The sequence below is a fragment of the Dongia sp. P2_B8 genome (genome assembly GCF_056404715.1).
The window spans coordinates 875,801-902,727 of the sequence record NZ_JBFUDM010000001.1 but is presented as its reverse complement, the minus strand read 5'-3'; the positions used below and the strand labels follow the sequence as shown (position 1 = coordinate 902,727).

23 protein-coding genes and 1 tRNA gene are annotated in these 26,927 nt (G+C 60.8%); 4 read left to right on the top strand and 20 right to left on the bottom strand.

All coding sequences use genetic code 11. The annotated features are described in order from the left end of the window. Positions 1 to 4 precede the first annotated feature (4 nt). Positions 5 to 1,366, top strand: a complete 1,362-nt coding sequence (locus AC1DWZ_RS04175) for a hypothetical protein (protein ID WP_477167600.1) — start codon at positions 5 to 7, stop codon at positions 1,364 to 1,366. Here AC1DWZ_RS04175 and AC1DWZ_RS04170 read toward each other — a convergent pair. The 18 genes from AC1DWZ_RS04170 to AC1DWZ_RS04085 form a co-directional block, all read right to left on the bottom strand. Continuing rightward, positions 1,353 to 3,020, bottom strand: a complete 1,668-nt coding sequence (locus AC1DWZ_RS04170; RefSeq protein ID WP_477167599.1) for a ribonuclease J — start codon at positions 3,018 to 3,020, stop codon at positions 1,353 to 1,355. The genes AC1DWZ_RS04175 and AC1DWZ_RS04170 overlap by 14 nt on opposite strands. Next, positions 3,017 to 3,790 (bottom strand): type III pantothenate kinase, encoded by a 774-nt coding sequence (locus AC1DWZ_RS04165; RefSeq protein WP_477167598.1) that lies wholly within the window; start codon positions 3,788 to 3,790, stop codon positions 3,017 to 3,019. The genes AC1DWZ_RS04170 and AC1DWZ_RS04165 overlap by 4 nt, the downstream gene beginning before the upstream one ends. A 34-nt stretch (positions 3,791 to 3,824) precedes the next feature. Next, positions 3,825 to 4,562 (bottom strand): biotin--[acetyl-CoA-carboxylase] ligase, encoded by a 738-nt coding sequence (locus AC1DWZ_RS04160; RefSeq protein ID WP_477167597.1) that lies wholly within the window; start codon positions 4,560 to 4,562, stop codon positions 3,825 to 3,827. After that, positions 4,559 to 5,998, bottom strand: coding sequence for an NADH-quinone oxidoreductase subunit NuoN (gene nuoN / locus AC1DWZ_RS04155; protein ID WP_477167596.1), 1,440 nt, complete (start codon positions 5,996 to 5,998; stop codon positions 4,559 to 4,561). The genes AC1DWZ_RS04160 and nuoN overlap by 4 nt, the downstream gene beginning before the upstream one ends. Positions 5,999 to 6,016: 18 nt before the next feature. Beyond that, positions 6,017 to 7,537 carry an NADH-quinone oxidoreductase subunit M gene (locus tag AC1DWZ_RS04150; RefSeq protein WP_477167595.1) on the bottom strand — a complete coding sequence of 507 codons (1,521 nt, stop codon included), beginning with the start codon at positions 7,535 to 7,537 and terminating at the stop codon, positions 6,017 to 6,019. 8 nt (positions 7,538 to 7,545) lie between these two features. After that, positions 7,546 to 9,501, bottom strand: a complete 1,956-nt coding sequence (gene nuoL / locus AC1DWZ_RS04145; RefSeq protein ID WP_477167594.1) for an NADH-quinone oxidoreductase subunit L — start codon at positions 9,499 to 9,501, stop codon at positions 7,546 to 7,548. Between the two features lies 1 nt (position 9,502). Beyond that, positions 9,503 to 9,814 carry an NADH-quinone oxidoreductase subunit NuoK gene (gene nuoK / locus AC1DWZ_RS04140; protein ID WP_477167593.1) on the bottom strand — a complete coding sequence of 104 codons (312 nt, stop codon included), beginning with the start codon at positions 9,812 to 9,814 and terminating at the stop codon, positions 9,503 to 9,505. Next, positions 9,811 to 10,428, bottom strand: a complete 618-nt coding sequence (locus tag AC1DWZ_RS04135) for an NADH-quinone oxidoreductase subunit J (protein WP_477167592.1) — start codon at positions 10,426 to 10,428, stop codon at positions 9,811 to 9,813. The genes nuoK and AC1DWZ_RS04135 overlap by 4 nt, the downstream gene beginning before the upstream one ends. A 28-nt stretch (positions 10,429 to 10,456) precedes the next feature. Further along, on the bottom strand, positions 10,457 to 10,945 hold the full coding sequence (gene nuoI, locus AC1DWZ_RS04130; protein ID WP_298684211.1) for an NADH-quinone oxidoreductase subunit NuoI: 489 nt from the start codon (positions 10,943 to 10,945) through the stop codon (positions 10,457 to 10,459). Between the two features lie 12 nt (positions 10,946 to 10,957). Next, entirely contained in the window at positions 10,958 to 12,037 is a 1,080-nt protein-coding gene (nuoH, locus tag AC1DWZ_RS04125; RefSeq protein ID WP_477167591.1) for an NADH-quinone oxidoreductase subunit NuoH, read from the bottom strand. After that, on the bottom strand, positions 12,030 to 14,096 hold the full coding sequence (gene nuoG, locus AC1DWZ_RS04120; RefSeq protein ID WP_477167590.1) for an NADH-quinone oxidoreductase subunit NuoG: 2,067 nt from the start codon (positions 14,094 to 14,096) through the stop codon (positions 12,030 to 12,032). Before nuoG ends, nuoH begins: the two co-directional genes overlap by 8 nt. A gap of 12 nt (positions 14,097 to 14,108) precedes the next feature. After that, a complete protein-coding gene (gene nuoF / locus AC1DWZ_RS04115) occupies positions 14,109 to 15,392 on the bottom strand; it encodes an NADH-quinone oxidoreductase subunit NuoF (protein WP_477167589.1) in 1,284 nt (427 codons plus the stop codon). 4 nt (positions 15,393 to 15,396) lie between these two features. After that, a complete protein-coding gene (nuoE, locus tag AC1DWZ_RS04110) occupies positions 15,397 to 16,023 on the bottom strand; it encodes an NADH-quinone oxidoreductase subunit NuoE (protein ID WP_477167588.1) in 627 nt (208 codons plus the stop codon). Continuing rightward, positions 16,020 to 17,198 (bottom strand): NADH-quinone oxidoreductase subunit D, encoded by a 1,179-nt coding sequence (locus AC1DWZ_RS04105; RefSeq protein ID WP_477167587.1) that lies wholly within the window; start codon positions 17,196 to 17,198, stop codon positions 16,020 to 16,022. Before AC1DWZ_RS04105 ends, nuoE begins: the two co-directional genes overlap by 4 nt. Then, positions 17,198 to 17,845, bottom strand: coding sequence for an NADH-quinone oxidoreductase subunit C (locus tag AC1DWZ_RS04100; RefSeq protein ID WP_477167586.1), 648 nt, complete (start codon positions 17,843 to 17,845; stop codon positions 17,198 to 17,200). Before AC1DWZ_RS04100 ends, AC1DWZ_RS04105 begins: the two co-directional genes overlap by 1 nt. A 50-nt stretch (positions 17,846 to 17,895) precedes the next feature. Beyond that, positions 17,896 to 18,465: a NuoB/complex I 20 kDa subunit family protein gene (locus AC1DWZ_RS04095; RefSeq protein ID WP_477167585.1), complete on the bottom strand. Its 570-nt coding sequence runs from the start codon at positions 18,463 to 18,465 to the stop codon at positions 17,896 to 17,898. Between the two features lie 5 nt (positions 18,466 to 18,470). Further along, positions 18,471 to 18,836 carry an NADH-quinone oxidoreductase subunit A gene (locus AC1DWZ_RS04090; protein ID WP_477167584.1) on the bottom strand — a complete coding sequence of 122 codons (366 nt, stop codon included), beginning with the start codon at positions 18,834 to 18,836 and terminating at the stop codon, positions 18,471 to 18,473. A gap of 293 nt (positions 18,837 to 19,129) precedes the next feature. After that, a tRNA-Asp gene (locus AC1DWZ_RS04085) sits at positions 19,130 to 19,206 on the bottom strand. A 366-nt stretch (positions 19,207 to 19,572) separates the two neighbouring features. On the opposite strand from AC1DWZ_RS04085, the gene AC1DWZ_RS04080 reads away from it, so the two are divergent. Together AC1DWZ_RS04080 and AC1DWZ_RS04075 are read left to right on the top strand one after the other, a co-directional pair. Then, complete coding sequence (locus AC1DWZ_RS04080; protein ID WP_477167583.1) at positions 19,573 to 20,688, top strand: efflux RND transporter periplasmic adaptor subunit; 1,116 nt, start codon at positions 19,573 to 19,575, stop codon at positions 20,686 to 20,688. Positions 20,689 to 20,699: 11 nt separating this feature from the next. Continuing rightward, positions 20,700 to 23,804 carry an efflux RND transporter permease subunit gene (locus tag AC1DWZ_RS04075; protein ID WP_477167582.1) on the top strand — a complete coding sequence of 1,035 codons (3,105 nt, stop codon included), beginning with the start codon at positions 20,700 to 20,702 and terminating at the stop codon, positions 23,802 to 23,804. On the opposite strand, the gene AC1DWZ_RS04070 is transcribed toward AC1DWZ_RS04075, so the two are convergent. Both AC1DWZ_RS04070 and AC1DWZ_RS04065 read right to left on the bottom strand, forming a co-directional pair. Continuing rightward, entirely contained in the window at positions 23,725 to 24,201 is a 477-nt protein-coding gene (locus tag AC1DWZ_RS04070; protein ID WP_477167581.1) for a 2,4'-dihydroxyacetophenone dioxygenase family protein, read from the bottom strand. The two genes, AC1DWZ_RS04075 and AC1DWZ_RS04070, sit on opposite strands and share 80 nt — an antisense overlap. Positions 24,202 to 24,217: 16 nt before the next feature. Then, positions 24,218 to 25,093, bottom strand: coding sequence for a DMT family transporter (locus AC1DWZ_RS04065; protein WP_477167580.1), 876 nt, complete (start codon positions 25,091 to 25,093; stop codon positions 24,218 to 24,220). A gap of 155 nt (positions 25,094 to 25,248) precedes the next feature. On the opposite strand from AC1DWZ_RS04065, the gene hutU reads away from it, so the two are divergent. Beyond that, a complete protein-coding gene (gene hutU / locus AC1DWZ_RS04060; protein ID WP_477167579.1) occupies positions 25,249 to 26,925 on the top strand; it encodes a urocanate hydratase in 1,677 nt (558 codons plus the stop codon). The last annotated feature ends 2 nt before the right edge of the window (positions 26,926 to 26,927 follow it).

Sequence of the window (26,927 nt, the reverse complement as noted above, 5' to 3'; positions counted from 1 at the left end):
CGGGATGGTGGGTCCCATATCGGACGAACCAGCGACCAATGCGATGATCCGCCTCCGCCAGATTGGGCTGGCGACGGTTGGCTTGGGTGTGATGATCGCCGACTGCTTGCCCATCTTGCGGCCGGAGCTCGCCCCGCAGCCAATCCCCGTTGCCATTGCCTGGCTGGCCCTGGCCTTCCCGCTCCTGGTTCCCGCCACGATTATCGACCGCCTGCCCCTCTTTCACGCGATCGCCCGGCGCGACCTGTTGGTCGGGCCTGGCATCATCTTGGCGCTGGTTCTGTTCCCGGCCTTCACGGCCATGGGATGGATCGGCATTGGCTTCGTTGCAGTGGTCACCGCCATCGCCCTGGTTGACCATCTGGTCGCCTGCATCGACCGCTATGGAATCGACCTGCTATGGCTCTGGATTCCGGCCATCGTGTTGGCAGGCATTGGCATCGCTCATTTTGTGGCACAGCCGACGATGGAATCAGCGTTCGGGATCTGGGTCGGCGTGCTGAATGCGCCGGGTTACGATACCGATCCCAACATCGTCACCCTGATTGTCGCCTTGCCGTTCCTGGTCGCATGCTTGGCCATGGCTGGGACGCTCATCGGCGGGACATTGCGCGAGCACAGCACGACCACGATCGTGCCGTTGCTGATGGCCCTGTTCCTGGCAATCACACTGCCAACGTTGGGCCTTGGTCCCAGCAGTCTCTTGAACGGGACCATGCTGCTGGCAGCCGCCGTGCTGGCCCTGGGTATTGCCCCACTCTTCGTCCTCGCCGCCGACGAAGGTGCCGAACCGCCAGCGCCGGAGGGCCTGATCTGGGGCTTTGCCTTGGCCCTCGTCCTTATCCTGTCGCTGCTGGATTCCGCCATGGGGCTGACCTGGGCCATTGTGTTGCTGTCCTGGATCAATCGGCACTATGGATTCCGGGCGCGGTTCTTCCAAATCATACTGGGTGCTTCCCTGCTGATCTGGGCCATCGTCGAGACCTTCATGGGCGGCTGGCAGATGCTCGCCGACGCATCACCCTTCAGCCTGCCCTTCGTCATGGCGCTCTGGGCGGAAGGACGGACGGCGGTCATCGTCGGCAGCCATTTGATCGTCATCGCCACCTTGATGCTGACGGCGATCGGCTTCCAGCGCGGCGCTGTCGACGTGCGCAAATACGCCATCCTGACGCTGCTGGTGGCTCTGGTCGCGATCGATTTCCTGGTGCTGATCCTGGGACTCCCCGAGACGCAGGCCCTACGTTTCCTGGCCGCCTCAGGCTGGCTCGCCATGCCCTTCCTGATGGCCGAGATGCTGGCACTGCTGCCGGCGGGGCCGATCGTCTATCTGTTTGGTGGGAAACGGTCCTTCACACGCGGATGACGTGGATCTTGGTCACCGGTTTCTTGTCGAAGGCCTTCTGATACCAGCGGCGGGCGGCCAGACGTGCCGTCTCACCTACCTCGGCATCATCGCCACGCTTCGAGGGCGGCATCGCGTCGATGGCGGAATCGATTGCATTGCTGATCTTGGCCATAGCAGCTTGCGCCTCATCGCCTTCCAGCAATCCATCGAGCGAGACCCGGGGCGGTGTCAGCAACCGGCCGCTTGGTTCGATGACCACTGACGCCATGATGACGCCATTGTAGCTCATGCGATGGCGATGGCGGATCGCCTCGCTGTCGGCAGAGACCAGAGCCTTGCCATCGAGCGCCAGACGCCCTGCCGGAACCCGTGCGATGATTTCAGCAGGTCCCGGTGCCAGGCGGATGAGCGTGCCATTTTCCGGTGCCAACGCTTCTGGCACCTGGCAGGCCCGGGCGAAGACGACATGTTCCTGAATATGGCGCGCTTCCCCATGGACCGGCAGCGCTATGCGCGGACGCACCATGTGATACATCTCGGCCAATTCATCGCGGGCGGGATGGCCGGAAACATGCACATCTTCGTCGCGATCGGTAATGATCTCGACACCTCGCCTGGTGAGGTCGTTATGCAGCCGGTTGATGGATTTTTCATTGCCTGGGATGACGCGCGAGGAAAAGATCGCCGCATCACCGGCTTCGAGCGAGACTTGCGGATGTTCGCCCCGCGCGATGCGGGTCAGCGCAGAACGCGGCTCACCCTGGCTGCCGGTGCAGATCATCAGGATGTTCTCGCGCGGGAAATAGCCGATATCATGTTCTGTCACGAATTTCGGCAGGTCCGTCAGATAGCCATTCTCCTGCGCCGATTCCAGCATGCGCCACAGCGACCGGCCGATAAGCGCACAATGGCGGCCATGCGCTTCCGCGACCCGGGCGATCGTTTCGACGCGGGCGAGATTGCTGGCAAAGCAGCCGACAGCGACACGGTTCTTAAGTCCCCCCACCACTTCCATCAACGAATCGCGCACATCGGCTTCCGAACCAGAAGTACCCTCGACAAAGACGTTGGTGGAATCGCATACCATGGCCAGAACGCCGCCGTCGCCGAGGCGGCGCAGCGCTGCCACATCGGTGGGTTCGCCCACCAGCGGCTCAGGATCGAGCTTCCAATCGCCCGTGTGGAGCACCGCGCCATGCTTGGTGCGGATGACGACGGCATTGGGTTCGGGAATCGAATGGGTGAGCGTGATCAGTTCGACGTTGAAGGGGCCGATATCACGGCTGCCCGACATTGGGATGATCGTGATCGGCGCCTGCACCTCCAGCCCGACCTCAACCAGCTTGCGCCGCAACACCGACGCCGTGAAAGGCGTTGCATAAAGTGGGCAGCGCAGCCGCGACCAGAGGTAGGGCACGGCACCGATATGATCTTCATGGGCATGGGTCAGCACGATGCCGACCAGATCGGCTGCGCGTTCGGTGATGAATTGCGGGTTCGGCATGACGACGTCAATGCCCGGCGTGCTGTCGTCGCCAAATGAGATGCCAAGATCCAGCATCAGCCATTTGCCGTCATGGCCATAGAGGTTGAGGTTCATGCCGATCTCGCCGGACCCGCCCAAGGGCAGGAACAGCAATTCGTCGGGACCTGGTTTGAACGGATCGCTCATGCGCGGTTGCGGCGATAGATTTCGACCAACCCGCGCATGGTGATGTCGGGGTCGAGATGCGTGATGACAGGTGTCTGACCGTGGAACAAGGGTGCCAGGCCACCTGTGGCCACGACATCCAGCGGGCCGCCGAATTCATCCGCGATGCGCTTCACCATTCCCTCCACCAGGCCGACATAGCCCCAGAAGATGCCGGATTGCATCGCCTCGGTCGTACTCTTGCCAATCACGCGCCCTGGCCGTTCGACCACGATCCTGGGCAGCATGGCCGTGGCACTGTGCAGTATCTCGACACTGAGCACGATGCCGGGCGCGATGGCGCCGCCGATATAGTTGCCGTCCTGGTCGACCACGTCGAAAGTCGTTGCCGTGCCGAAATCGACGACAATCAGCGGCTTCATATAGGTAAGATGGCCACCCACGGCATTGGCCAGGCGATCGGCCCCAACGGTCGACATCGGGATGTCCATCTTGACCTCGATGCCGAGCTTCACCGACGGGTCACCCACCACGAGCGGCTTGGTACCGAGATGCGTCTCGCACAGCATGTTGAGATGGAACAAGGATTGCGGCACCACGGTCGCAATGATCGCGGCATCGATCGACTTCAGCGACAGGCCCTTCATCGTCATCAACTGATTGAGCCAGACGATGTACTGGTCCGCCGTTCGGCCGGCCTCGGTCTTGATGCGCCAGTCGCCCACGGACTTGGCGCCGTCATAGACCGAGAACTTCACATTGGTGTTGTTGGCGTTGATCGCAAGCAGCATCGGATTATCCCCAGCACGTCCTAACGGGCGCATTCTAACGTTGAGGCACGAATATATCACCGGCGGCAATCCGGCGTTTGGTACCATCGGCCAATGCCATGATGAGCGTTCCGTCCGCCTCGATGTCGTCGAAGAGGCCGGATATTTCTTCCTGCTCCAACCGCGCCAGGACGGTTTCGCCGAGGCCCGTGCAATGCGCCAGCCACTCGGCGCGGAGAGCAGCAAACCCATCCCGTTGCCAGAGAATGAGAAGCGGTTGCAACTCAGCCAACAACAGATCCAGGGCCTGATCCGGCGTCAAGCCGGGACCTCCGGCAGCGACAAGATCCGTGGTCGGATAAAGGCTCTCCACCGGATGGTGGCGCAAATTGACGCCCATCCCCAGCACCAGCCAATCGACCTTGCCACCTGTGATCCCACCGGATTCCAGCAGAATGCCGGAGATCTTGCGGCCATCAACCAGCACGTCGTTCGGCCATTTGTGCAGCACCGGGACCGGCACGATGGCCCGCAACAGACGACCGAGAGCAATGGCAGCGACAAAGCCCAGCGTTGCGGCCTCAGCCGGCGACTTTCCCGGCCGCAGCAACAGCGACACATAGAGGTTGCCTGGCTCCGAGACCCATTGACGACCGCGCCGACCACGCCCAGCAGTCTGCAGATCGGATCGCAGCACCAACCCGGCCTCTGCCCCGATAAGCGCCCGGCGTTTCAGCTCTTCATTCGTGCTGTCGATCTCCGCAACCGTTTCGACGCGGAAGATCAGGTTCATTCGGCGAAGAGCACACTCGCGGCATTGGCCGAGAGGTCAAAGAACGGCGAGCCCGCCAGGAAGCCAAAGGTGATCACAAAGACGGTTGCGATCAGCACCAGGCGCAAGGTCGGAGAAATGCGATCGAAGGCCTCGGTCGGCTGGTCGAAGAACATCACCTTGATGATGCGGATATAATAGAAGGCCGACACCACGCTGGCCAGGACACCGATCACGGCCACCAGGTTGAGGCCGGCCTGGATCGCCGCCATGAACACAAACAGCTTGCCGAAGAACCCGGCGAAGGGCGGAATGCCAGCCATCGAGAACATGAAGATAGCAAGCGCATATGCGAGGCCCGGCTGCGACCGGCTGAGACCAGCCAGGTCGCTGATCTCCTCGACCGCTTCACCTTTGCGACGCATGGCAAGAATGACGGCAAAGGCGCCAATGGTCATGGCGACATAAATCGCCATATAGGTGAGCAAGCCGGAAATGCCCTCCTGCGTGCCGCTGGCCAGGCCGACCAGGGCATAGCCCACATTGCCGATCGACGAGTAAGCCATCAGGCGTTTGATATTCTTCTGGCCGATCGCAGCAACGGCACCGAGGATCATCGAAGCCACGGCAATGAAGATGATGATCTGCTGCCACTGGCCGACGAGATCACCAAACGGCCCCACCAGCACACGCGAGAACAGCGTGATTGCGGCGACCTTGGGCGCTGCGGCAAAGAAGGCTGTGATCGGTGTCGGCGCACCTTCATAAACGTCCGGCGTCCACATGTGGAATGGAACTGCCGAGACCTTGAAGGCAAGACCAGCACACAGGAAAACGATGCCGATGATAAGCCCCAGCGATGCCTCGCCGGTCAGGGATGCCGCGAGAACCGAAAAGCTGGTCGAGCCGGTAAAGCCATAGATCAGCGACGAACCGTAAAGCAGCATGCCGGAGCTCAAGGCACCGAGAACGAAATATTTGAGACCGGCTTCCGTCGACTTGATCGTGTCGCGCCGGATTGCTGCCACGACATAGAGCGCCAGCGACTGCAGCTCAAGGCCCACATAGAGCGAGATGAGGTCGTTGGCCGAGATCATCAACGCCATGCCGAGAGACGCCAGCAGCATCAGCAACGGCAACTCGAACCGAGCCATCCCTTCCCGCTCGGCATAGTCCAGCGACATGGTGATGGCCAATGCCGCAGCACCAAAGGACAGCACCTTGGCAAAGCGCGCGAAATCGTCAGCGATGAACAGGCCGTGGAACGCCAGACCGTCGGCCGAATCCGAAATAGTAAGGATAATCGCAACGACCAGGGCCACGATGCTGGCCCAGGCTATGAGGCGGGTATGCCGATCGCCGAGCGAGACGCCGATGACGAGCAAGGCCAGGGCCGCTATGGCAAGGAAGATCTCCGGCCGGGCGAGACCAAGATTGAGATCGATGAACGAATTCATGGCGGAACTGTCCTTGCCTTACTGATTTGTCGCAGCGGAATCCGCTGCCACCGCGTCCATGCGCGGGCCGTAATTCTGGATGAAATCGGTCACCGTCGGCCCGAAGATCGAGGTGAAGCTGATGGGATAGATACCCATCCAGAACACCAGCAGGAGCAACGGCGCGAAGATCGCCTTCTCGCGCAGCGAGAGATCAAGCATGTTCTTGAGGTCTTCCTTGACCAACTCGCCGAAAATGATGCGGCGATAGAGCCACAGCATGTAGGCAGCGCCCAGGATGACACCGGTCGCGATCAGCAACGCCACCCAGGTATTGTCCTTGAAGACACCGACCATCACCAGGAATTCGCCGATGAAGCCACTGGTACCGGGCAAGCCGACCGAGGCCATGGTGAAGATCATGAACACAGCCGCGTATTTCGGCATGCGATGTACGAGGCCGCCATAGCGCGCGATCTCGCGGGTGTGCAGCCGATCATAGATGACACCCACGCACAGGAAGAGTGCGCCCGAAACGATGCCGTGAGAGAGCATCTGGAACAACGCACCTTCAAGACCCTGCTGGGTCATCGAGAAGATACCAGCGGTCACGAAACCCATATGCGCCACGGATGAATAGGCGATGAGCTTCTTCATGTCCTCCTGCGCCAGGGCGATCAGCGACGTATAGATCACTGCCACCACGCTAAGGCCATAGACCAGAGGCGTGAAATAGGCGGAGGCCTCAGGCAGCATCGGAATCGAGAAGCGCAGGAAACCGTAAGCGCCCATCTTCAACAGCACGCCGGCCAGAATCACCGAACCGGCCGTCGGCGCTTCGACGTGGGCATCGGGCAACCAAGTGTGGACCGGCCACATCGGCACCTTGACCGCGAAGGATGCGAACAAGGCGAGCCACAACCATTTCTGGATCGAGGGATCGAAACTATAGGCCATCAGCAACGGAATATCAGAGGTGCCGGCGATGCTGTACATGGCCAGGATCGCCAACAGCATCAGCACCGAGCCCGCGAGCGTGAACAGGAAGAACTTGATCGACGCGTAGACGCGGCGCGGACCACCCCAGATACCGATGATCAGGTACATCGGGATGAGGACGCCTTCGAAGAAGATGTAAAAGGTGATGAAATCGAGCGCACAAAAAGTGCCGACCATCAGCGTCTCAAGGCCGAGGAACGCGATCATGTATTCCTTGACCCGCTTCTCGATCGCTTCCCAGGAAGCCAGAATGCAGATCGGCGTCAACAACGTCGAGAGCAGCACGAAGGTCATCGAGATACCATCGATGCCCATGTGATAATTGATGTTGAGCAACGGCAGCCAGTCGATCTTTTCCTCAAACTGAAAGCCGACGGTCGTGCGATCGAAGTTGAACCAGATCACCAGCGAAACGGCGAAGGTGATGAGCGAGGTCCACAGCGCGATATAGCGTGCGTTGCGGGCAACCGCCCCTTCATCACCCTTGAGGATGAGAATGAGTGCTGCGCCCACTAGCGGCAGGAACGTCGTCAGGCTGAGGATGGGCATGCTGCCGCTCATCACGTCTCTCACTTACCAAAGGCAAAAATGTACCAGCTGACCAAGGCAACGATGCCGATCAGCATGACGAAAGCGTAATGGTAGACATAGCCCGACTGGAGCGCGCTGGCGCGCTTGGCGAACCAGGTCCCGGTCAGCCAGGCGAAGCCATCGACAGCACCATCGACCACCGCGCCATCGCCCTTCTTCCACAGGAAGCGGCCGAGCGCCTTGATTGGGTTGACGAAGATCGCGTCATAGAGCTCGTCGAAATACCATTTGTTGAAGGACATCAGATACAGCGGCCGCAGTGCCGTGGCGATCGCCGATGGCAGGCCCTTCTGCACGAGATAGGCATAGGTCGCAAAAAGGATGCCGATGATACCCGCCGCCAGCGGCAGCAGTTTCACCCAGAGTGGGACATCATGGGCATGATGCGGCACTTCGTTGGTAGCGGCAAAGTGGATCGCCTGACCCCAGAAATGCTCCATGTCAGCGCCAACAAAGCCTTCATGCCAGATGAAGCCGGAGAAGATGGCGCCGGCCGCCAGTACGAAGAGCGGAATCAGCATCACCTTCGGGCTTTCATGAACGTGATGCATCACGTCATGGGAGGCGCGCGGCTTATTGTGGAAGGTCAGATAGATGAGGCGCCAGGAATAGAACGCGGTCATCACCGCACCGACGATGCCGAGCCAGAAGGCATACATGCCGACACTGCTATGCGCGGCGAAGGCCGATTCCAGGATGCTGTCCTTGGAATAGAAGCCGGCAAAACCGAACACGCCGGGGATACCAACACCAGCCAGCGCAATATTGCCGATCCACATCAAGGTATAGGTCGTGGGGATGAGCTTGTAGATGCCACCCATCTTGCGCATGTCCTGCTCGCCCGACATCGCGTGAATGACCGAGCCTGCGCACAGGAACAGCAGCGCCTTGAAGAAGGCGTGTGTGAACAGATGGAACATGGCGGCGCCATAGGCCCCGACGCCAGCAGCAAAGAACATGTAGCCCAGCTGCGAGCAGGTCGAATAGGCGATCACCCGCTTGATGTCGTTCTGGGTAAGCCCCACCGTCGCCGCAAAGAAGGCTGTCGAGGCACCAACCACAGCCACAACTTCCTTGGCATAGGGCGCGTATTCGAACATTGGCGACAGGCGGCAGACCATGAAGACGCCAGCTGTCACCATGGTAGCGGCGTGGATGAGGGCCGAAACCGGGGTCGGACCTTCCATGGCGTCCGGCAGCCAGGTGTGCAGGAACAGCTGCGCCGACTTGCCCATGGCGCCCACGAACAACAGCAGGCACAGCGCCGTCAGCGTGTCGACCTCATACCCTAAGAAGTTGAAGGTCGGCGGTGTCTGTCCAGCAATGACCGCATCGAAGATCGGCTTGAACTCGACCGTATTGAAGACGAGGAAGCAGCCCATGATCCCCAGCGCAAAACCGAAATCGCCGACGCGGTTGACCAGAAAGGCCTTGATGGCGGCCGCATTGGCGCTCGGCCGGTCGAACCAGAAGCCGATGAGGAGATACGAGCTGAGGCCCACCCCTTCCCAGCCGAAGAACATCTGAATGAAATTGTCGGCCGTCACCAGCATCAGCATGCAGAAGGTGAACAACGACAGATAGGCCATGAAGCGCGGCACCGATTTGTCGTGGTGCATGTAGCCGATGGAATAGATGTGGACCATGGTCGAAACGGTCGAGACCACGACCAGCATCACGGCCGACAGCTGGTCGATGCGCAGCGCCCAGGCAGCCTTGAAGGTCCCGGTCTCAAACCAGGTAAACAGTTCCGTGGTGCGCACGTTGCCGTTGCCGGTCACATCGAAGAAGGTGATCCAGGAAATGACCATGACGGCCAGCATCAGGCCGCAGGTGATCCATTGCGCGGCATGATCGCCGATGCGGCGATTGCCGATTCCGGCGATGAGTGCGCCCAGCAGCGGAAGGGCGACGATGGCGACGTCGAGATTCATGTCAGCCCTTCATCATGTTGACGTCCTCGACGGCAATCGAGCCGCGAGTCCGGAAGAAGACCACAAGGATGGCGAGGCCAATGGCAGCCTCAGCCGCGGCAACCGTCAGGACCAGCATCGCAAAGACCTGGCCGGTGAGGTCACCGAGGAAATGGGAGAACGCCACAAGGTTGACGTTGACCGAAAGCAGCATCAATTCGACCGACATCAGAATGATGATGACGTTCTTCCGGTTGAGGAAGATGCCAAAGATACCGATCGTGAACAGGATCGCCGAAAGGGTCAGGTAGTGCTGGATACCGATGGCACTCATTTGACACCTCCCGAGGCACCTTCGCCGGTCTTGACCTTGGTGAGCTGGACCGAGCTGCGATTGCGATCAACCTGATCGGCGATGCGCTGGCGGCGGACGCCGATGCGTTCGCGGTGCGTCAGCACGATGGCGCCTATCATGGCGACCAGCAGAATGAGGCCCGACACCTGGAACAGATAGAAATACTGGGTGTACATGATGTTGCCGAGAGCTTCGGTATTGGTGACCTGCTCGATGGCCGGCGTCGGCGCCGAAGGCGCCGCCGTGCCAAGAGCCGTACCGCCCACCACGAAGATCAGCTCGGCCGCCAGAATGACACCGACCACCGCGCCGATCGGCAGATAGCGCACGAATCCCTGGCGCAGCTCGACGAAATTGATGTCGAGCATCATGACGACGAACAGGAAGAGCACCGCGACGGCGCCGACATAGACGATGACCAGCATCATCGCCAGGAACTCGGCGCCGATGAGGACGAAAAGGCCGGCAACGTTGAAGAAGGTCAGAATCAGGAACAGCACCGAATAGACCGGATTGCGGTTACCGACCACCAGCAGCGCCGATACGACGGCGACCGCGGCAAAGACATAAAAGGCGATGGTCTCGACGATCATCTAGCTGTTCTCCCCCACCCTATCGCGATCAACGATAAGGCGCGTCGGCGGCGATATTGCCGGCAATTTCCGCTTCCCAGCGCTCGCCGTTCCGCAGCAGCTTGTCCTTGTTGTAGAACAGCTCCTCGCGGGTTTCGGTCGCAAACTCGAAATTCGGTCCCTCGACGATGGCATCGACCGGGCAGGCTTCCTGGCAGAAGCCGCAATAGATGCACTTCGTCATATCGATATCGTAGCGGGTCGTCCGGCGGCTGCCGTCATCGCGCGGTTCCGCCTCGATGGTGATGGCCTGCGCCGGGCAGATCGCTTCACAGAGCTTGCAAGCGATGCAGCGCTCTTCGCCATTGGCGTAGCGGCGCAAGGCGTGCTCACCACGGAAACGCGGACTGATTGGCCCCTTTTCATAGGGGTAGTTGATCGTGACCTTCTCCTTGAACAGGTAGCTGAAGGTCAAGACCATGCCTGAGAGCAGTTCCTTGAGGAGGAAGCTGTTGAGCGTGCGGCTAATGGCGGACATTTGGGCAGCTCCTCAATTGCTGGCCGGCGCGGTGGTATCCACCGCAGGGGCTGGCATCAACATCTCGCCTTTCCTCGGCAGGCGATCGGTCGCGAGCAGGAAGCCCGCGGTCAGGATCACCATGATGAGGGACAGCGGCAAAAAGACTTTCCAGCCCAGACGCATGAGCTGATCATAGCGATAACGCGGGAACGTGGCGCGCACCCAGACAAAACTGAAGGCGATGAAGCTGGCCTTGGCGGCAAACCAGATCCAGCCTGGGACCCAGGTGAACGGCGCAATATTGAAAGGCGCCTGCCAACCACCGAGGAACAGGATCGAGGTCATGGCGCTCATCATCCAGATATTGGCGTATTCGCCGAGGAAGAAGAGCGCGAAGGTGAAGGCTGAGTATTCCGAGAAGTAACCAGCGACCAGTTCCGATTCCGCTTCCGGGAGATCGAACGGTGGACGGTTGGTTTCGGCCAGACCCGAAATATAGAACACCACGAACATCGGCAGGAGCGGCAGACAGAACCACAGATTGGCCTGCGCCTTGACGATGTCGTTGAGGTTGAGCGACCCCACGCAAAGCAACACGGTCACCAGCACGAAGCCGATCGAGACTTCGTAGGAGACCATCTGCGCTGCGGAGCGCAGCGCGCCCAGGAACGGATATTTCGAGTTCGAGGCCCAGCCGGCCAGCACGATGCCATAGACGCCCAGCGACGAGATGGCGAAGAGATAGAGGATGCCGACATTGAGGTTGGCCAGCACCACGCCGTCATCGAACGGAATGACCGCCCAGGAAATGAGCGACAGCACGAAGGTGATCATCGGTGCCACGACGAAGGCCACGCGGTWGGCGCCCGACGGAATGATCGTTTCCTTGAACAGCAGCTTCACGCCATCGGCGATCGGCTGCAGCAGGCCGAAGGGGCCGACCACGTTCGGGCCGCGGCGGATCTGCATCGCCGCCATGATTTTGCGTTCGGCCAACGTGAGGTAGGCGACGGCCAGCAACAGCGGCAGGATGATGAGGACGATCTTCAGCACCGTGAAGATGGTGGTGCCGAGATAGAGCCCGAAGGTCGATGTAAAAAACTCAGCCATGGGTGCCCGTCTTTCCGCCCGCAGCCGGCTGCACGAAACGTTCGGTGCATTGCGCCATCGTCGCCGAGGCGCGGCTGATCGGATCGGTCATGTAATAGTTGCTGATGGTGGGTCGGAAATGATCGCGCCCGACTTCACCCTGGCTGCCAAAACTCGTCCAGGCCGCAGGTTCAACCACGCCCAGGCGCTGGAAACGCGGGAATGCCTGATAGAGCTTGCGGCGCAGCTGCTCGATCGTGTCGAAGCCGAGCTTCTTGCCAACCGATTCCGACAGCGCGCGCAGGATGCTCCAATCGGCCTTGGCATCGCCCGGTGGGAAGATTGCGAGGCGACCCAGCTGTGCACGACCCTCAGTATTCATATAGGTGCCGTCTTTTTCCGTATAGGCGGCACCGGGCAGCACGACATCAGCGCGATGCGCGCCACGGTCGCCATGATGGCCCTGGTAGATGACAAAAGCCGAACCCAGTCGGTTGGTATCGATCTCATCGGCGCCCAGCAGATAGACGATCTCGATCTCGCCCTTCTGCGCACCATCGAGGATGCTGTTGACGTCACGGCCACCTGCTTGCGGCACGAAGCCGAGCTCCAGACCCGCGACACGAGCGGCTGCCGTCTGCAGCACGTTGAAACCATTCCAGCCATCGCGCACGACATTGGCACTGTCGGCGATCTTACGGGCAAGGCCCAGGACTGCAGCACCATCGGCACGCGTCAGCACGCCTTGGCCGACGATGATCATCGGCGCCTTGGCGTTCTTCAGGGCTTCGGCAAAACTGCCGCTGCCACTCGCAATCTGGCTCAGCGTCTCGGCCCCGGCTCCCAGCATCTCGACCGGATAGGTGAGATCGCCGACCGCACCCACCGACGCGACCTTGAGGCCGCCCTTCAGGTGCCGCTTGCGGATGCGGGCGTTCAGCACCGGCGCTTCCCAGCGCGGGTTGGAGCCGACCAGCAAAATCACATCGGCCTTGTCGATGCCGGCGATGGTGCTGTTGAAAAGATAGGACGCGCGGTTGCTCGCATCGAGTGCTGCGCCATCCTGGCGACAATCGATATTGGGCGAGCCCAGTGAGACCATGAGTTCCTTCAACGCGAACATGCTTTCGGCATCGCACTGGTCGCCGGCGATGGCAGCCATGCGCTTGCCGTCAACACCTTTGGCGCGGGCGGCGATGGCGGCGAAGGCCTCACCCCAGCTCGCAGGTTTGAGCTTACCATTCTCGCGTACGAAGGGACGATCGAGGCGCTGGCGCTTCAACCCGTCGACCCAGAAGCGGCCCTTATCCGCCAGCCACTCTTCGTTCACATCTTCATTGAGGCGCGGGAGCACGCGCAGCACTTCGCGGCCGCGGGAGTCGATGCGCACATTGACGCCGACAGCATCCGATACGTCGACCGATTCCGTCTTGGTCAGTTCCCAGGGACGCGCCGTGAAGGCATAGGGCTTCGAGGTCAGCGCACCGACCGGGCAGAGATCGATCAGATTGCCGGACAGTTCCGAGGCAATGCCCTTTTCGACATAGGTTGTGACTTCCAGATGCTCGCCGCGCGAGACGCCGCCCAGCACTTCGACACCGGCGACTTCGGTCGCAAAGCGGATGCAGCGCGTGCATTGGATGCAGCGCGTCATCTCGGTCTTCACCAGAGGGCCGAAATCCTTGTCGGTAACAGCGCGCTTCTCTTCCTGGTAGCGCGAGAAACTCTTGCCGAAGGCCACGGCCTGATCCTGCAGATCGCACTCGCCACCCTGATCGCAGATCGGGCAATCGAGCGGATGGTTGATCAGCAGGAATTCCATGACGCCCTTGCGGGCCTTCTGCACCAGCGGACTGTCGGTCTTGATCACCATGCCCTCAGCAACCGGCATGGCGCAGCTGGCGACAGGCTTGGGCGCCTTCTCCTGCTCGACCAGGCACATGCGGCAATTGCCGGCGACCGAGAGGCGTTCATGGTAGCAGAAGCGCGGGATTTCCTTGCCGGCGAGCTCGCAGGCCTGCAGGACGGTAATGCCTGCTGGCACTTCGATCTCGATCCCGTCGACAGTCATCTTCGGCATAATCTTGGATCCCTATTCGGCCGCTTGACGGCCACGGAAGTCGCGCATGCGCTGCTCGACCACCGGGCGGAAGTGACGCATCAAACCTTGGATCGGCCACGCTGCGGCATCACCCAGCGCGCAAATCGTGTGGCCTTCGATCTGCTTGGAGATTTCCAGCAGCATGTCGATCTCGGAAGGATCGGCATCACCCTTCACGAAGCGGGTCATGATGCGGAACATCCAGCCGGTACCTTCGCGGCACGGCGTGCACTGGCCGCAGCTTTCATGCATGTAGAAATGTGCAAAGCGCGTGATCGCTTCGATGAGGTCGGTCGACTTGTCCATGACGATGACCGCCGCGGTGCCGAGGCCAGACTGCACCGCCCGCAGTGAGTCAAAATCCATCAGCACATCGTCGCAGATCGATTTGGGAAGCATCGGCACGGAAGAGCCGCCGGGGATGACAGCCAAGAGATTGTCCCAGCCGCCGCGCACGCCACCACAATGCTTGTCGATAAGTTCGCGCAGCGGAATACCCATCTCTTCTTCGACATTGCAGGGCTTGTTTACATGACCCGACACGCAGAAGAGCTTGGTCCCGACATTCTTCGGTCGGCCAAGGCCGGCAAACCAGGCTGGGCCACGGCGCAGAATGGTCGGCGTCACGGCAATGGTTTCGACATTGTTGACCGTGGAGGGGCAGCCATAGAGACCGACCGCCGCCGGGAATGGCGGCTTCAGGCGTGGCTGGCCCTTCTTGCCTTCAAGACTCTCGATGAGACCGGTTTCTTCACCGCAGATATAGGCGCCGGCACCGCGATGCAGGATGACATCGAAATCATAGCCTGACCCGCAGGCATTCTTGCCGATCAAACCGGCCGCATAGGCTTCGTCAATCGCATGCTGGAGGCGCATCGCCTCCTGGTAGAATTCGCCACGGATGTAAATGAAGGCCGCGGTGCAGCGCATCGCGAAACCGCCGACCAGGCAACCTTCGATCAGCATATGCGGATCAAAGCGCATGATCTCGCGGTCCTTGCAGGTCCCGGGCTCAGACTCGTCAGCATTGACGACGAGATAGGACGGACGCCCGTCGGACTGCTTGGGCATGAAGGACCATTTCATGCCGGTCGGGAAGCCGGCACCGCCACGGCCACGCAGTTCCGACGCCTTGATGTCATCGATGATCTTATCTGGCCCAACTTCCAAAAGTGCCTTGGTATTGTCCCAGATGCCGCGACGGCGCGCGCCGGCAAGGCGCCAATCGTCCTGGCAATAGATATTGCGGAAGATGCGATCCTGGTCCTTAAGCATCGCCTTACTCCTCCACGCCGACAAAGGTCAGCGGAATGTCCTTGAGCGTGGTCGGGCCACCTTCAGCCATCGAGCCGCGACGGCCATTCTGCGGACCCTTCTTCGGCTGGTGGCCGGCCGCGAGCTCGTCGAGCACATGGCCCAGCGTTTCCGGCGTCAGATCTTCATAGAAATCGTCGTTGATCTGCACCATCGGCGCATTGCAGCAAGCGCCCAGGCATTCGACTTCCATGACACTGAACAAACCGTCCTTGGTCACTTCCTTGAAGCCGACGCCAAGTTTCTTGTGAAGAAAATCCGACAGCCCATCCGATCCGCGCAGCCAGCACGGCGTCGTGCGACACACCTGGATCAAGTATTTGCCCACCGGCTTCAGGTTATACATCGTGTAGAAGGTCGCGACCTCGTAGACGCGAATGGGCGCCATGTCGAGGATGCGGGCGATCTCGTCCATCGCTGCGCGTGGAATCCAGCCATGCTGGCGCTGCGCCAGATCGAGGAGCGGCATCACCGCCGACGACTGGCGACCCGCCGGATATTTGGCGATGAAGGCGTTGGCCTTGGCCATATTCTCCGCGGTGAAGGCGAAGCTTTCCGGCTGGACCACATCCGTCTCTGTAGAAGCACTCATCTGTCGATCTCGCCGAACACAATGTCGAGGGAGCCGAGGATCGCCACTGAATCCGCCAGCATGTAACCCTTACACAGGAAATCCATGGCTTGCAGATGCGGGAAACCCGGCGCGCGGATTTTGCACCGATGCGGCTTATTGGTGCCGTCGGAAACCAGATAGACGCCGAACTCGCCCTTGGGGGCCTCGACGGCGGTATAGGTCTCACCGGCCGGCACGTGATAGCCTTCGGTATAAAGCTTGAAGTGATGGATCAGCGCTTCCATCGAATGTTTCATTTCGCCGCGGCTGGGCGGGGTCACTTTATGGTCGGTCGAGCTCGCCGGGCCGCCGGGCATCTGCTTGATGCACTGCTGCACGATCTTGAGGCTCTCGCGCATCTCGGCGACACGCACCAGGTAGCGATCGTAGCAATCGCCGTGCTTGCCGACCGGGATGTCGAATTCCATCCGGTCATAGACCATGTAGGGTTGCGATTTGCGCAAATCCCATGGCACGCCCGAGGCGCGCAGCACGGGTCCGGTAAAGCCCCAGGCGATGGCGTCTTCGGCCGACACCGGGCAGACATCGACCAGGCGCTGCTTGAAGATGCGGTTATTGGTGAGCAAGCCTTCCATGTCGTCAACGACCTTGGGGAACTTCTCGCTCCACGCCCAGAGATCATCGAGGAGGCCGGCCGGCAGATCCTGATGCACGCCACCCGGCCGGTAGTACGCCGCATGCAGGCGCGCGCCGGAAACACGCTCATAGAATTCCATCAGCAGTTCGCGCTGCTCGAACACCCACAGGAATGGCGTGATGGCACCAACATCCATGGCATAGGCCGGGATGTTGAGCAGGTGATTGAGGATGCGCGTAATTTCGTCGAACATGACGCGGATATACTGGCCGCGCAGCGGCACTTCGAGGCCCAGCAGCTTTTCGACGGCAAGCACGAAGGCGTGCTCCTGGCACATCGGGCTGACATAATCGAGGCGATCGAAGTAAGGAATGGCCTGGGTATAGGTTTTGTATTCGATCAGCTTCTCGGTGCCGCGATGCAGCAGACCGATATGCGGATCGACGCGGCGCACGACTTCGCCGTCCATCTCCATGACCATGCGCAACACGCCGTGGGCCGCGGGATGCTGCGGCCCGAAATTCATGGTCATTGGTTTGATATGCGTTTCGGCCATCAGTTTGTCTTCCCAGCCGGCGCTTCGCCAGCTTTAGCTTCGCCAGCCTTTTCATCACCCGGCAAGACGGGGCGCGGCTGCAACATGCCTTCCCAGGGCGACAGAAAATCGAACGAGCGGAATTCCTGAACCAGCTTCACCGGTTCATAAATGACCCGCTTCTGCGTTTCGTCGTAGCGGACTTCGACATAGCCGGTGAGCGGGAAGTCCTTGCGGAACGGATGCCCCTCGAAACCGTAATCGGTGAGGATGCGCCGCAGATCCGGGTTGCCGTCGAAGAAGATGCCGTAAAGGTCATATGCCTCGCGCTCGAACCAGCCGGCCGCCGGATAGATTGCGACTGCGCTGGGGATCGCATCATCCTCGCCCAGCGCCACTTTCACGCGGCAGCGGCGATTGAGGTTGAGGCTCAACAGATTGTAGACGACGTCAAAACGCGCTTCGCGGTCCGGATAGTCGACGCCGCAGACATCGACCAGCATCTTGAACTGGCATTTGCCGTCGTCGCGCAGAAAGCCCAGCACGCGCTCGATGCGCGCAGCCGGCACATAGACCATCAATTCACCGAGAACGACTTCCGTGCGCAGCACGGCGTCACCGAGGGCGGCTGCGATATAGTCGCCAAGCTCGCGATAGACATCTGTCATGATGGTATTGTCCCTACCCTTCCCCTAAGTACGACCCCACGTTCGGCGCGTCAGCGCGCGATCGTCGATGTACGTCGGATCTTCTTCTGCAGCTGCAGAATGCCATAAACGAGCGCCTCGGCCGTCGGCGGGCAGCCCGGAACATAGACATCGACCGGCACGATCCGGTCGCAGCCACGCACCACGGCGTAGGAATAGTGATAATAACCGCCGCCATTGGCGCAGGAGCCCATGGAAATGACCCAGCGCGGCTCGGCCATCTGGTCATAAACCTTGCGCAGGGCCGGGGCCATTTTGTTGGTGAGCGTACCGGCAACGATCATCACGTCCGATTGACGTGGGCTGCCGCGCGGCACGACGCCGAACCGGTCGAGATCATAGCGCGCCATATAGGCATGCATCATTTCAACCGCGCAGCAGGCCAGACCAAAGGTCATCGGCCACAGCGAACCGGTGCGCGCCCAGTTCACCAGCTTGTCCATCTGCGCGACGACAAAGCCCTTGTCCTGGAGCTCGTTTGTCACGTCGGTCAGAATCTGGTCCTGGGCTGGGCCGGGACGCAAGATACCACCGGAATTAGCTGGCACCGCGCCCATGACAGGCACTGAGGGCTGGCTCATTTGGTCTACTCCCATTCCAAGGCGCCCTTTTTCCACTCGTAGATGAACCCTACGGTGAGGACGCCGAGGAAGATGATCATCGACCAGAAACCGAACAACCCGATATTGCCGAGCGAAACAGCCCAGGGAAACAGGAAGGCGACTTCCAGATCGAAGATGATGAAGAGGATCGAGACGAGATAGAAACGAACATCGAATTGACGGCGGGCGTCGTCGAAAGCCTCGAAGCCGCATTCGTACGGCGACAGCTTTTCCGAATCAGGGTTCTGCTTACCGAGCACGAGGGACGCCGTGACCATCACCAGCGTCAGGGCCGAAGCAATGATCAGGAAGATCAGGATCGGCAGATATTCTTTGAGTAGGTCGTCCATCCCTAGATGCTTTCCTACGCTCCATCACCCAATTCGGTCCCAGGGTCGCCTTGGCCTTGTCGGCCGGAAGCTGCCCGGGTGCATCCGCGCACCGGATTTGCAGGCGTCCTTTACGCCAATTTTTCGCAGCGCAAAAGACCCTGATCGCGACMAAAATCACGACTCCGGTCTGGCCGCACTATAAAGAGGTTAATTCGGCCAAGGAAGGGCAAAAACCACCCTAAAACGCCGTGAATTGCCCGCGGAACGACGCGCAACCAGTTGATATTTCATTAATTTTCGGGAAAGGGAAATGGCGCGAGTGACGGGACTTGAACCCGCGGCCTCCGGCGTGACAGGCCGGCGCTCTAACCAACTGAGCTACACCCGCGCAAGACAGGATCGAAGTCCCTGATCGGGCTCGTCTGTTCGGCGGGGCAGCATGTACTGCAACCCTGCGGTAGCTGTCAACACGAATGACAATTTTATACCCCAGACGCGTCCGGAAGGGCCTGTTTGCCGTACCGCATGATGCGGCGCAGCACTTTGGCCCTTCGGCAGCGCGGCATTTTGGGCGTATGCTGTTTGTCGCGCAGGGTTTTGAGTTCATCGCCGTGTCATGGTTGGCGCCTATTTCGAGTCGCCCGCCAATATGCTGGTTTCGCCACCGATCCCGCCAAGGCACACCAGCATAGCCAATTCGCCTGCAAAGCTGATTCCTTTGGATAGCCAACCGATTTGGACGACTGATTACCCAATGAAAACGACCAAACGACGCTCACCCTGGCCACGATTGTTTGCCCTGCTGGCGCTCGGCGCGCTCGGGGCCGGCCTCTACTGGGGCCGCGACCATTTGCCGGCCGATCTCGTGCCGACCGGTCTCCTGCCCAGCTCAGCAGCGTCGCAAGCGCCTGGCGCACCGGCCAAATCGCCGCCTGTGTCCGTCTATGTGGCCAAAGCCACATCGGAGACCCTGGTGCGCCAATCGCGGTCCGTGGGCACCCTCACTGCCTCCGACACTGTCACCGTCAGCCCCGAGATCGCCGGGCGCATCGTCAGCGTATCCGCAGCTCAAGGCGACAAGGTCGCCAAGGGCGATGTGCTGGCTGAACTCGATACCGCCATTTACCGCGCTCAGGTGGCGGAAGCTGACGCCAAGACCAAGCTTTGGCGCGCCAATGCCGAACGCACCAACAATCTGATGTCCAAGGGCGCCGGCACGCAGAAATCCGTCGACGAGGCGACCTCGGAGCTCGGCATCGCCGAAGCTGCCCTCAACCTTGCCCAGGCCAATCTCGCCAAGACCAGGATCACTGCCCCTTTCAGCGGCACGCTCGGCCTGCGCATGGTCAGCGTCGGGGAATATATGAACCCCGGCCAGGCCATCTTCACCTTGAGCCGCATCGATCCACTTTATGTCGATTTCTCGGTGCCGCAGACGGAACTCGCCATCCTAAAACAGGGCACCCCCGTCAGCATCCGTACTGACGCCTTTCCTGACGAGGACTTTGCCGGCAGGATCCTTGCCATCGATCCCAAGCTCGACGACGCCTCCCGCGCCGTCTCGGTGCGTGCCGAGGTTGCCAACGCCGATGGCAGGCTGAAGCCCGGCCTTTTCATCGAGGTCGAAATCGATGCCGGCAAGATCGACAATGCCGTCGTCGTGCCCGAACAGGCCCTCGTGGCGCGCGGCGACCGCGTCTTCGTCTATGCGCTGGTCGACGGCAAGGCTGAAATGAAGCCCGTCAAGACCGGCCTGCGCCAGGCAGGCAAAGTACAGATCGTCGACGGCCTCGCGGTCGGCGAAACCGTCGTCACCGATGGCCAGTTGAAGCTGCGCCCCGGCGCCGCTGCCGTCCCGGTTCAGCCGTAAGGTCGCCTGGCATGCGCCTTCCCGAACTCTGTATCCGCCGTCCGGTCTTCGCCACCGTCATCAATCTTGTCATCCTGTTGATCGGCGTCATCGCCTATCAGCGCCTGACCGTGCGCGAATATCCGGACATTGACGAGCCGGTGGTCAGCGTATCGACCACCTTCCGCGGCGCCTCCGCGGAAATCATGGAACTGCAGGTGACGCAGGAGCTGGAAGAAAGCCTGTCCGGCATCGAAGGCATCGACTTCATCAAATCCGCCAGCCGGTCTGAATCGTCACGTATCAGCATCGTTTTCCGTCCCAGCCGCGATATCGATTCCGCTGCCGCCGATGTGCGCGACCGTGTCTCCCGCGCACGCGGCAAGCTGCCCGACGATATTGAAGAACCGGTCATCGCCAAGGTCGAAGCCGACGCCCAGCCGATCATCTGGATGGCCTTCACCAGCGATCTCGATTCGTCGTTACAGATTTCCGACTATGTCGACCGCTTCGTGAAGAACAAGCTGCAGACCTTGAGCGGCATTTCCGAAGTTCGCATCTTCGGCGAGCGCAAGCCGGCGATGCGGGTCTGGCTGAAGCCGGAACGCTTGGCCGCCTTTCGCCTGACGGTTCAGGACATCGAGGATGCGCTGCGCGCCCAGAATGTCGAAATGCCCGCCGGCACGATCGAAAGCCAGTCGCGCGAATTCTCGGTGCTCTCCGATACCGGGATCTCCACGCCCGAAGAATTTTCCGCCATCATCGTCAAGAAATCGGAGCGGGCCCTGGTCCGCTTGGGCGATGTGGCGGACATCGAGCTCGGCGCCTACGACGATACGATACGGACGCGCGTCAATGGCAAGGTCGGCGTCTCACTCGGCATCATCAAGCAGTCGACCGCCAATCCGCTCGACGTTTCTGCTGAAATCCGCGCCAATCTACCCGCCATCCAGGCGAGCCTCCCCAGCGGCATGAAGCTGGAGATGGCTTATGATTCCTCGACCTTCATCCAGACCTCGATCGACAATGTCTATCACGCTATTTTCGAAGCGGTGGTGCTGGTCCTCCTAGTCATCATCTTCTTCCTGCGCTCGATCCGTGCGACCTTCATCCCACTGGTCACCATCCCGCTCTCCCTGGTCGGTGCCTGCGCCGTCATGTATGCGCTGGGCTTCAGCCTCAACACGCTGACTATGCTGTCCTTCGTGCTGGCGATCGGCCTTGTCGTCGACGACGCCATCGTCATGCTGGAAAACATCCACCGCCATATCGAAGAAGGCGCCAGTCCCTTGCGCGCAGCGTTGGTCGGCAGCCGCGAGATCGCGTTTGCGGTACTCGCCATGACCATCACTTTGGCTGCCGTCTATGTGCCGGTGGCACTGCAGAGCGGTCGTACCGGCAAGCTGTTCACGGAATTTGCGCTGACCTTGGCTGGTGCTGTCCTGGTCTCCGGTTTCGTGGCGCTCACTTTGTCGCCGATGATGTGCGCCAAATTGCTGCCGGACCGCGAGCATGAAAAGCATGGCGTGATCTATGGCGCCATCGAATATCTGCTGACCAAGCTGACCGATGGCTATGCCGCGGCACTGCACCTCTGCATGGCGGCGCGCTGGCTGGTGGTCCTGTTGGCGCTGATCGTGGCTGGCTCCGCCTACTGGCTGTTCATGGGATTGAAGCAGGAACTCACGCCGGTCGAGGACCGCGGCATCCTCTTTGCCTCCGTGACCGGACCTGAAGGTGCGACGCTGGAATACACCACCAAATATGTCGAGAAGATGGAAAACATCTTTTCCAAGGTGCCCGAGCTCAACAGCTATTTCACCGTCGTCGGCAATCAAAGCCCGTCCCAGGCCATGGCGCCGCTGCGCCTCAAATCCTGGGAGGAGCGTGGGCGCACCTCCAAGGAAATCGCCGCATCCCTGCGCAAGCCATTGTCGGATCTGCCCGGCGTCAACGTCTTCGCCAACGTGCCGCCGTCGCTCGGCCAAAGTCCGAATTCCAAGGCTGCGGAACTGGTGGTGTTGAGTACCGGCAGCTATGAGGAGCTGGACGAAGTCGTGCAGGCGATGCTGAGTGCGGCACAGGACGATCCCCGCCTGCTCAACCCGGATTCCGATCTCAAACTATCCAAGCCGGAAATCCGCCTGACCGTCGACCGTGACAAGGCGGCTGATCTCGGCATCAATGTCGAACGCATCGGCACCACCATCGAATCGCTGCTGGCGGGGCGTGACGTCACCCGCTTCAAGCGCGACGGCCGGCAATATGACGTCGTGGTCAAGGTTGACGATCGTTCGCGCTCGACCCCCGATCAGGCGAAGCTGATCTATGTGCGCGCCGCCAGTGGCGCCATGGTGCCGCTCTCCAACCTTGTGACGCTGCGCGAGACGGTCTCACCCAAGGACCTCAACCGCTGGAACCAGTTGCGCTCTGCCACCATCACCGCCAATGCGGCACCCGGCTATACCTCAGGCGATACGCTGGCTGCCTTGCAGGCCATCGCTGACAAGATGCTGCCGACGAACATGCAAGTCGACTATTCCGGTCAGTCGCGAGAGCTGCGCGCTTCGAGCCAAAGCGGCTTTACCGTCTTTATCCTGGCGTTGGCCTTCATCTATCTGGTGCTTTCGGCGCAGTTCGAAAGCTTCCGCGACCCCTTCATCATCATGCTAACCGTCCCGCTCGCCATGACCGGTGCTTTGATCGCCATGCATCTCACCGGCGGCACACTCAACGTCTACAGCCAGATAGGCCTCGTGACCCTGATCGGCCTCATCACCAAGCATGGCATCCTGATCGTGGAATTCGCCAACCAACGCCGGGCGACCGGATTGGGTTTGGCAGAGTCGGTGATCAGCGCTGCCGTCCTGCGCCTGCGCCCGATTCTGATGACCACCGGCGCCATGGTGCTCGGCACCATTCCACTCGCCCTGGCCGAAGGTGCCGGTGCTGAATCGCGCCAGGCCATCGGCTGGGTGATCGTGGGCGGCCTCAGCTTCGGCAGCTTCTTCACCTTGTTCGTGGTGCCGGTCGCCTACACGCTGATTGCCGCCCGCTTCAGCGAATCAATTGATCAGCAATTGTCTGATCCAGCCCCGATTGCGCCAAATGCTCGCGAAAGCGCGCTAGCCGAGTGAACACGTCCTCGAAGCCGATCTGGTGGCCGGCAGCGTCGGTATAGACCAGCGATCCGCGTGTCACGAAGAAGGTGCTCATGCCGCGCTTGTCGTCGGCATAGAGCGTATGTACCTCGCCCGGCGGCTCGTAGATGAAGCTGCCGGTCTCGGCCACCCAATCATGTTCCAGATAGCGCCACGCCCCTTCCAGCACGAAGGCATGGACCGGCGCCGTGTGGTAGTGGCAGGCAAGGCTGCCGCCTGGGCTGACCTTCAGCACATTCGACCAGGCCCCGTTCGAGCAATCGAACATCAGCGGCCGGAACTGCACCTGGTCGGTGATCGGCACCCACAGCGGATCGTCCTCGGACACATGCTGCACGATCTCGGTCATTTCGTTGACGCTGCTGAACTTCATTGGCTTGCCTTCTTGATCAGGGCTGGCTGGTGGCGGGTGTGGCGCGGCGGATGGTGACGACGGCGATGGCGCCCAGGATGAGCGCACCGCCCCAGAATACACTCGCCACCGGCACTTCGCCATGGACCAGCCAGACCCAGAACGGATTGAGAAACGCGTCGGCGAGCGAAATCAACACCATCTGGACGGCCGGCACATAGCGCGCACCGCGCATATAGAGCACCAGCGGCAGCGCCAATTGCACCGTGCCCATGCAAGCGAGAATCAGAAAGTCATGGAGACTGATCGGCTGCAGGCCGACGGTGAGGCCCACCACCGCAAAGATTCCGAATCCACCCACGATCAGCGACGGCGCCATCTCGACCGAGTGATAGCGCCGCAAGGTGACGCTCTGCCCGGCAAAGCAGAGGGCGACCAGCAGGGCGATCAACGACCCATGCAGCCCACTGATCGAGACACCGCTTTCACCGAAGGCGACGATGGCGACACCGGCAAGCGCCACGAAGATCGCGATGAAGACCATGAGGCGCGTCCGCTCGCCGAGCCAGACCCACGCCAGCATGGCGGCAAAAAGCGGCGATGTGGCAGCGACGCAGGAAACCGCTGCAACACTGGTCAGCTGCATGGCGAGGATGTAGAGCGAGGAGCCGATGCCGAAGAAGCCAGCGGTAGCAATGAGAGCCAAAGGCTCTGCCTGCCTGAAATGCGAAACGGTGTCGCCTCGACACCGAACCAGCATCCACAGCAGCAGCGCACAGCTCATGCTGGCGCCGCGATAGGCGTTGAAGGTCCAGGGATCGACGGTCGGCACATAGCGGACGAAGACGCCGCTGAGGCTCCAGCCGATCGTGGCACCGATCGCCAGCAGCACGCCCTTCATTTCATTCGACATTTAGCCCCGCCCGCCCCTGTTAACCACCACTTTATACATCCGTTGTTCGAGTATCCAGCCTTGCCGGCAACCGCCCTCATGGCTGTTGTCGGGACAAATCCGCCATGCTATTGTCCATACATGTATATACAAGTTAACGCGACGGGGTGCTGACCATGAATACGACCACGCCAACCACCAACCAGCGGATCATCCGGGCCCCGCGCGGGACCAAGCTCAACGCCAAATCCTGGGCGACCGAAGCGCCCTTGCGCATGCTGATGAACAATCTCGACCCCGAGGTCGCCGAAAATCCCGGCGAGTTGGTGGTCTATGGCGGCATCGGCAAGGCCGCGCGCAACTGGGCCTGCTTCGACAAGATCGTCGAGACGCTGAAGAAGATGGAGGGCGACGAAACCCTCCTCATCCAATCCGGCAAGCCGGTCGGCGTGTTCCGCACCCATGAGAATGCCCCGCGCGTGCTGCTCGCCAATTCCAACCTCGTCCCGCATTGGGCGACCTGGGAGCATTTCCGCGAGCTGGATGCCAAGGGCCTGATGATGTACGGCCAGATGACGGCCGGCTCCTGGATCTATATCGGCAGCCAGGGCATCGTGCAGGGCACCTACGAGACCTTCGTCGAAGCTGGCCGCCAGCATTACGGTGGTGATCTCAAAGGGCGCTGGATCCTGACCGGCGGCCTCGGTGGCATGGGTGGTGCACAGACCTTGGCCGCCACCATGGCCGGCGCCTCGATGATCGCGGTCGAATGCGAACCCTCGCGCATCGAGAAGCGGCTTGAAACGCGTTATGTCGACGTCAAGGCGAACACCCTTGATGAGGCGCTGGCACTCCTTGAGAAAGCCAAGAAGGACGGCAAGGCCATTTCCATCGGCCTTCTCGGCAATGCCGCTGAAATTTTCCCGGAGATCTACAAGCGCGGCATCCGTCCCGACATGGTGACCGACCAGACCAGCGCGCATGATCCCTTGAACGGCTATCTCCCTGCCGGCTGGTCGCTGGCCAAGGCCGCCGAGATGCGCCAGAAGGATCCGGCCGCGGTCGTGAAAGCTGCCAAGGAATCGATGAAGATCCAGGTCCAGGCGATGCTCGACTTTCAGAAGATGGGCATCCCCACCTTCGACTACGGCAACAACATCCGCCAGATGGCGAAGGAAGTGGGGCTCGAGCACGCGTTCGATTTCCCGGGCTTCGTCCCGGCCTATATCCGCCCTCTCTTCTGCCGCGGCGTGGGACCCTTCCGCTGGGTGGCCTTGTCGGGCGAGGCCGAGGACATCTACAAGACCGATGCCAAGGTCAAGGAACTGATTGCCGACGACAAGCATCTCCACAATTGGCTCGACATGGCGGCAGCGCGCATCAAGTTCCAAGGCCTGCCAGCGCGCATCTGCTGGGTCGGCCTCGGCCAGCGCATGAAACTCGGCCTCGCCTTCAACGAAATGGTGCGCAAGGGCGAGCTGAAGGCGCCGATCGTCATCGGCCGCGATCATCTCGATTCCGGCTCGGTCTCCAGCCCCAACCGTGAGACCGAAGGCATGAAGGACGGGTCGGATGCCGTCTCCGATTGGCCGCTGCTGAACGCCCTCCTCAACACCGCCTCGGGTGCCACCTGGGTCAGTCTCCATCACGGCGGTGGTGTCGGCATGGGCTTCTCGCAGCATTCCGGCATGGTCGTCTTGTGCGATGGCTCGGAAGAAGCCGACCGGCGCCTCCGCAACGTGCTCACCAACGATCCCGGCACCGGCGTCATGCGTCATGCCGACGCTGGCTATGAAAGCGCCATTGAATGTGCCCACGAGCAGGGGCTAAATCTCCCCATGCTGAACAAGTAGAA

What these genes read in the sequence shown, in the direction of transcription:
- AC1DWZ_RS04105 (WP_477167587.1), bottom strand. Translation starts at nt 17,198, where the DNA reads ATGGCCGAAACGCATATCAAACCAATGACCATGAATTTCGGGCCGCAG.
- AC1DWZ_RS04070 (WP_477167581.1), bottom strand. Translation starts at nt 24,201, where the DNA reads ATGAAGTTCAGCAGCGTCAACGAAATGACCGAGATCGTGCAGCATGTG.
- AC1DWZ_RS04175 (WP_477167600.1), top strand. Translation starts at nt 5, where the DNA reads ATGGTGGGTCCCATATCGGACGAACCAGCGACCAATGCGATGATCCGC.
- AC1DWZ_RS04095 (WP_477167585.1), bottom strand. Translation starts at nt 18,465, where the DNA reads ATGAGCCAGCCCTCAGTGCCTGTCATGGGCGCGGTGCCAGCTAATTCC.
- nuoN (WP_477167596.1), bottom strand. Translation starts at nt 5,998, where the DNA reads ATGAATTCGTTCATCGATCTCAATCTTGGTCTCGCCCGGCCGGAGATC.
- AC1DWZ_RS04075 (WP_477167582.1), top strand. Translation starts at nt 20,700, where the DNA reads ATGCGCCTTCCCGAACTCTGTATCCGCCGTCCGGTCTTCGCCACCGTC.
- nuoK (WP_477167593.1), bottom strand. Translation starts at nt 9,814, where the DNA reads ATGAGTGCCATCGGTATCCAGCACTACCTGACCCTTTCGGCGATCCTG.
- hutU (WP_477167579.1), top strand. Translation starts at nt 25,249, where the DNA reads ATGAATACGACCACGCCAACCACCAACCAGCGGATCATCCGGGCCCCG.
- AC1DWZ_RS04150 (WP_477167595.1), bottom strand. Translation starts at nt 7,537, where the DNA reads ATGAGCGGCAGCATGCCCATCCTCAGCCTGACGACGTTCCTGCCGCTA.
- nuoL (WP_477167594.1), bottom strand. Translation starts at nt 9,501, where the DNA reads ATGAATCTCGACGTCGCCATCGTCGCCCTTCCGCTGCTGGGCGCACTC.
- AC1DWZ_RS04080 (WP_477167583.1), top strand. Translation starts at nt 19,573, where the DNA reads ATGAAAACGACCAAACGACGCTCACCCTGGCCACGATTGTTTGCCCTG.
- AC1DWZ_RS04160 (WP_477167597.1), bottom strand. Translation starts at nt 4,562, where the DNA reads ATGAACCTGATCTTCCGCGTCGAAACGGTTGCGGAGATCGACAGCACG.
- nuoI (WP_298684211.1), bottom strand. Translation starts at nt 10,945, where the DNA reads ATGTCCGCCATTAGCCGCACGCTCAACAGCTTCCTCCTCAAGGAACTG.
- nuoF (WP_477167589.1), bottom strand. Translation starts at nt 15,392, where the DNA reads ATGCTTAAGGACCAGGATCGCATCTTCCGCAATATCTATTGCCAGGAC.
- AC1DWZ_RS04135 (WP_477167592.1), bottom strand. Translation starts at nt 10,428, where the DNA reads ATGATCGTCGAGACCATCGCCTTTTATGTCTTTGCCGCGGTCGCCGTC.
- AC1DWZ_RS04165 (WP_477167598.1), bottom strand. Translation starts at nt 3,790, where the DNA reads ATGCTGCTTGCGATCAACGCCAACAACACCAATGTGAAGTTCTCGGTC.
- AC1DWZ_RS04170 (WP_477167599.1), bottom strand. Translation starts at nt 3,020, where the DNA reads ATGAGCGATCCGTTCAAACCAGGTCCCGACGAATTGCTGTTCCTGCCC.
- AC1DWZ_RS04100 (WP_477167586.1), bottom strand. Translation starts at nt 17,845, where the DNA reads ATGACAGATGTCTATCGCGAGCTTGGCGACTATATCGCAGCCGCCCTC.
- AC1DWZ_RS04090 (WP_477167584.1), bottom strand. Translation starts at nt 18,836, where the DNA reads ATGGACGACCTACTCAAAGAATATCTGCCGATCCTGATCTTCCTGATC.
- AC1DWZ_RS04065 (WP_477167580.1), bottom strand. Translation starts at nt 25,093, where the DNA reads ATGTCGAATGAAATGAAGGGCGTGCTGCTGGCGATCGGTGCCACGATC.
- nuoG (WP_477167590.1), bottom strand. Translation starts at nt 14,096, where the DNA reads ATGCCGAAGATGACTGTCGACGGGATCGAGATCGAAGTGCCAGCAGGC.
- nuoE (WP_477167588.1), bottom strand. Translation starts at nt 16,023, where the DNA reads ATGAGTGCTTCTACAGAGACGGATGTGGTCCAGCCGGAAAGCTTCGCC.